A 4,343-nucleotide genomic window follows, 5' to 3' on the forward strand; every position below is an offset into this window, starting at 1 on the left:
CCGTCAAGTCAATCCGATACCGCTTCTTCGACATACGGGCCCCATGAATCGGCCCGCGACACGGCGAGAACCGATTGGCTGCGGGGGACGCAGTGCTTAGCATGACAACACTTCCGCCTTTGGTCGATACAAGGGACTAGTCGATCGACCACGTCGCACGGCCTCGCAGATCGTCGGGGAGGTCGAGCGCCAGCTCCAGCTTGGCCGGCTCGGCGTCGACCGGAACCAGTACCAGCGCCTCGAGCCGTGCCTTGGCCTGGGTCCGGTAGGTGGGAGACCGAGCAGCCGCTTGCCTCGAGAGCGCGTTTCCAGGCGGCCGCCGCCTCGCGGCCCCGCTCCTCGGGAATCCGGCGCACCTCGAGGCGGTAGGCCACCTTCGAGCGCCCGAACCAGATGCCGACCCAGTAGAAGGCGGTCGCCAGGATCGCCAGCGGGAAGAACTTGAGGCCGCAGGCCAGGCCGACCACGACCGCGAGAATCGTGCGCGCTGTGTCATCGGGTCCACCCACCACGCTCCGGAATCGCATCAGCCCGCCGATGCCGAAAATGACGAAGGCCATCGGGGGGTTGAAGAGCACGAACTCGGCGACGACCGCACCGACGACCGCGTAGATCACCACCGCGTGGCGCCGCTCCCAGGCGAGAGGGTCGATGGCACGTCGGCCCCCACGGGGGTGGAATGCAATGGCTGCCGCGAGCCCCGCCGCCAGCGCCAGGCTGACCAACTCCTGCAGCAGGAACAACGGGCTCGCGAACGCGGACCAGCCTTCGAGGAACTCCCGCCAGGGTGCACGCAGGTCGTCCGGCACACCCTGGAGCTCGAAGAAGTCCACGCCGTCGTCCAGCGTCCCGTCCTCCGCCTGGGCGCCGCCGACGAGGGGCGCCAGCAGCAGGGTGGCGAACAGCAGAACTGCCAGGAACGAGCTTCGCTTCATGACCCTCCCCCGCTGCCGACAACGTGCGGCCCCCGTAACACCAAGGGACCGCCGGAGGCGCCTCCAATCCCCGACGAGGAGGGTCGACTCCGACCGTCCCGGAGAGGGGCTGAGGTGAGGACGATCTTCAGAGCGCCATCGTCCACAGCAGCACCATCGCGAGCAAAAACATAGGGAATTCAGGCTGCGTTTTCGCTCAATGACTGGCGAGTAGCTCTTCCGTCGCCACTTGGAGGCCCATTGGAGAGTCTGGTGACTTCGTCTCTAGAGCCGGAGTCGCTGAGAGCCGCCGTCATCCAGCGCGGATCGATACCAGCCGCGCGCTCGACCGGGCCAGGACTGCTCGTTGCGCCAGTTCGTTCTCCTCCGGTCACATTTTCGGGCATCCCGTTCCCCCAACGGCTTCTGGGTAACAGCGTGCAACCTCCTTCTCTGAAACGGGATCAATCCCTCCGGAGACCCCGCGGCCTGGCGGGTCGCAATACCTTCTTCCGCTCTCCCAGCCCATACGCCGCATGGGGCCAAGGCTGTGGCGGGAGGCAGTACGAAGTGCTGACTGAGAGATCGAGGATCAAGAGAAGAACGAAGGAAGAAGGAGTACCTGGCCCAGAAGGCGGCCTAGTCAGAAACCAATGACTGTCTCTTGGCGAAGAGCCGTCCTTGTCCAGAATGTGTTGCCGACGTACATGCGCTTGCAGGATCAGCCGTTTCCGGGAGCAGACCCACCCTTGGGAAGTTGACTTCCCAAAGGTGGAAGCAATTTCCCCATGTGACCACTCGACGGTCGAGTAACCCCACGGATTCCCTGAAGTGTGATTCTGGCACGATGATTGCTAATCTAGCCTGCAGGGAAGGGGATTGTCTCCGTAGGGAGACGATCCGCTTTTTCTGTGTTTGAGCTTCCAAATCCAATCCTGAATGATCCGGAGTCATCGATGACGCTCTCAACTCGCTTTGCCGCTCTTTCTGCGTTTGTGTTACTGATTCTTCCCCTGACCGACGCATCCGCATTCACCATCTCCGATACGGACGACTTCCTTCTGGTTGGCCGCGGCCCTTCCAGCGTATCCACCGGGGTCAAGGTCAGCAGCAGCAACTCGCTGGGCCGGATCTACTCGGTTCCGTCGGGCGCCAACCCCGATGTGAATGACAACCCGCCGTGGCCGCTTCCCGCAGGCGCTACCGCACCGGTCCAAGGCATCTACAACGACGGCAACATCGCAGTCACTCACAGCAGTGGCACTTATGACTTCTCCGATATCGACATCTACGCGGATATCGGCGTTCGCTGTGTCGCCAACGTAACGGGCAGTTGTCGCTCAGGTTGGAGCAACTCGACGCTGACGGGAGGCGGGACGTTTGCGAACGACTCCACCACGATGGCGGATATCGAAACGGAACTCGTCTCCGCCGCACTCGAAGTCAGCAGCCTGTCAGCAACGAATGGCTGGAGCGTCTCTGGCCAGGGATCAAAGAACGCCGGGACCGGCCACTGGACCCTCGACTCCAACGGCGTCGACGGCAACACGACGATCACTCTGGCGGGCGGCCTGAACGTGATCGTCATCGACAACCTCGGCTACGACATGAAGATCAACAACGCAGGTCTCGTCATCGACGGCGCCGCAGATTCCATCGCGATCTTCCTGCTCGCCGATGAGAGCAAGAACTGGTTGTTCGACAACGCTTCCATCACGCATGGAACGAGCGGAATCGGCAGCGACGCGATCCTGTTCGCGATGCTCGACGGCGGCAATGACACCAACTTCAATTTCAGCAAGGTCATCGTGAATGGTGCTGCCTTCTGGGACCTCTCCCAGGATGGCGGAAAGCTCACCATGAACAATGTCCAGGGTTGCGGTCAGTGGGTCGGAGACCACCTCGACTTCAACGATGTGCAACTCGCTCGCTGCGCCTTTGGCGGAACCGTTCCCGAGCCGAATACGGGGGCGTTGCTCTCGGCGGCGATCCTGGGCCTCGCCATCGCATCGCGCCGCGTCCGAGCGTTCGTCCGCTAGTCCTGAATCTTGCGGTCGAACCGGAAACGGACGACACCAGCCAGAGACGGATCCAATGAACCGTCTCTGGCTCATCCGCTCCAGGTGGAGATCATCCCGGAAGAGGATAGGAGCTCCAACAGGGGATCCATGTCCGACAAGGGGATGACTTGACAAGTCACACCCGGGGGAGACCGTGGGTCCGTCGCTACTTGGAGGCCCATCGGGCTGCGGGCGCTGGCAGCCTCGTGATCAGCCGCCCGTGAACTTGGGCGGGCGCTTCTCGAGGAAGGACACGATTCCCTCCTTGTAATCCTCGCCCGTAGCGCTGAGCGCATATTGGTCGCCGTCCATGAAGGACACGGCGTGATTGAGCGCCTTGGCGGCAGCGTCGATCCCCTGCTTGCACATTCGGACCTGCACGGGTGGCAGCTCCGCGACACGCTGGGCCATGGCGATCGCCGTCTGCAATGCGTTGCCGCTCGGCGTAACCTCATCACACAGGCCCCAGCGCTCCGCGCGGGGTGCCTCGATCTTCTCGGCCATCACGACCACTCGCTTGGTCCGCGATGGCCCTACGAGGTTGACGAAGCGCGGCACCGATCCCCAACTCATGTTCATGCCGCGCTCGATCTCGGGCACATAGAGCGTTGCATCCTCGGCCATCACGCGAATGTCGAGCGAGACCGCCAGGGCGGCACCGCCGCCAACGCACCAGCCCTCGATTGCGATGAAGGTCATCGGCTCCAGCGCCTCCCAGGCGGCGCACATCTTGGGGCCAAGCTGTAGCGCCTTGCGCCGACCGGCCATGCCGCTTTCGACATCCGCGGCCCGTTCATCGTCCTTGAGGTCGGCACCCAGAGAAAATGCGTGCGCGCTGCCAGTCAGCACGATGGCTGAGGTTTCGATGTCGTCCTCGAAGCTGCGTGCTGCTGCAGTGAGTTCGCGCAATGCCGCTTGCGAAAGGGCATTGACCCCGTCGCCGCGATCGAAACGAACGACTGCCACCCTGCCTTGCTTCTCGATCTCGACGTAACCCATGCTCTGCACCCCTCTCGCTCGCGAATATCAGGTGCCCCCATCCTTCGGGTGGCTGTAGCCTCGTGCGCCGTAGTCGAAGCCGCGCAGCTGGTAGTTGTCCGGACTCTGCAGGTGGTGGTTGCAATGGTACGATCGGATTTCATCGATCAGGCCATCGGAGAAGCGATACCACTCGGTGCCCCGGAGCAGCTCCAGCTCGCTGCTACCCACGGGCATCCAATCCATGCTCCACTTGTAGACGCTCACTCAGAAGCGTAGAAATCTGATCATTTGGCCGGGGGGCGACGCAGCCCGCCGTTCCGGATTCCGATTCAGATCTTCCGGGTCGAAAGGTCCTTGACCCAGGGCGAACGCCCTCCCGGCTCGACCG

At 62.8% G+C, this 4,343-nt stretch carries 4 protein-coding genes; 1 reads left to right on the forward strand and 3 read right to left on the reverse strand.

What is annotated here, in order from left to right; genetic code table 11:
* Positions 1–8: 8 nt before the first annotated feature.
* Entirely contained in the window at positions 9–935 is a 927-nt protein-coding gene (locus GY937_04605; GenBank protein MCP5055991.1) for a hypothetical protein, read from the reverse strand.
* A 935-nt stretch (positions 936–1,870) separates the two neighbouring features.
* On the opposite strand from GY937_04605, the gene GY937_04610 reads away from it, so the two are divergent.
* Positions 1,871–2,953 carry a PEP-CTERM sorting domain-containing protein gene (locus GY937_04610; GenBank protein ID MCP5055992.1) on the forward strand — a complete coding sequence of 361 codons (1,083 nt, stop codon included), beginning with the start codon at positions 1,871–1,873 and terminating at the stop codon, positions 2,951–2,953.
* Between the two features lie 231 nt (positions 2,954–3,184).
* Here GY937_04610 and GY937_04615 read toward each other — a convergent pair whose 3' ends face one another.
* Positions 3,185–3,973: an enoyl-CoA hydratase/isomerase family protein gene (locus GY937_04615; protein MCP5055993.1), complete on the reverse strand. Its 789-nt coding sequence runs from the start codon at positions 3,971–3,973 to the stop codon at positions 3,185–3,187.
* A 27-nt stretch (positions 3,974–4,000) separates the two neighbouring features.
* Positions 4,001–4,219: a hypothetical protein gene (locus GY937_04620; GenBank protein ID MCP5055994.1), complete on the reverse strand. Its 219-nt coding sequence runs from the start codon at positions 4,217–4,219 to the stop codon at positions 4,001–4,003.
* Positions 4,220–4,343: the final 124 nt, after the last annotated feature.

The organism is bacterium (assembly GCA_024228115.1).
Taxonomy (GTDB): domain Bacteria; phylum Myxococcota_A; class UBA9160; order UBA9160; family UBA6930.